A 707-nucleotide genomic window follows, 5' to 3' on the forward strand; every position below is an offset into this window, starting at 1 on the left:
TATAAAGATGAAATACAGGACTATTTAGTGTTAGAGAATTTAACATTAAAAGAAGATTATTTTACTCTTTCAGATGAAATGTTAGGTGCAGAATATAGACATAAACATAAAATAGGAACTCCAAAAGAGTTGAAGCCCTTGGTTATAGGCGATAAGGTGTTAGTAGCTGTTATGGGAGCTGAATTTGTAGTAATTGGGAGGGTTGTAAATGCCAAACCTATTTCCACAAAATGAAACTTTTGAAACTGTAGAATTAAAAAATAATAATGAAAATGAACTGGACCTAAAAGGTTCTTTTTTATTTGACTTTGAAAAAGGTGAATTTGTCAAAAATGCAGATGGAACATTAAAAAGATGTAACAAGGTAGAGGCATATAAACAATGGTGTCAAAAAGCTATATTAACACCTAGATACAAACGGTCAGCTTATTCTAGTGTATTTGGAAGTGAAATAAAAGATTTAATTGCTAGTAATTTGTCTCAAAACGCTAAAGAACTTGAAATATCTAGGTTAATAAAAGAAACTATTTTAGTTCATCCATATACAAAAGAAGTGAGTAATTTTATATTCAATTGGCTTGAAAATAGTAGGTTTGTTAATTATGAATTTGATGTACTAACAATAGATGATGAAAATATAGTAATTGATGGCAATATAAAAAGGTAGGTGATTATATGGAAAGAGAACTACCTATACCAGTATTTTT

At 28.7% G+C, this 707-nt stretch carries 1 protein-coding gene and 1 pseudogene; both read left to right on the forward strand.

Annotation, left to right across the window (positions count from 1 at the left end):
* Nucleotides 1-234: pseudogene (locus Q3223_RS19460) on the forward strand (hypothetical protein); the annotation flags it as partial.
* Nucleotides 209-667 (forward strand): DUF2634 domain-containing protein, encoded by a 459-nt coding sequence (locus Q3223_RS19465; protein WP_407812439.1) that lies wholly within the window; start codon nt 209-211, stop codon nt 665-667. The pseudogene Q3223_RS19460 and the gene Q3223_RS19465, both read left to right, overlap by 26 nt.
* Nucleotides 668-707 lie beyond the last annotated feature (40 nt).

The organism is Clostridioides sp. GD02367, from assembly GCF_045900275.1.
GTDB classification, from domain to species: Bacteria; Bacillota; Clostridia; order Peptostreptococcales; family Peptostreptococcaceae; genus Clostridioides; species Clostridioides difficile_A.

What these genes read in the sequence shown, in the direction of transcription:
- Q3223_RS19465 (WP_407812439.1), top strand. Translation starts at nt 209, where the DNA reads ATGCCAAACCTATTTCCACAAAATGAAACTTTTGAAACTGTAGAATTA.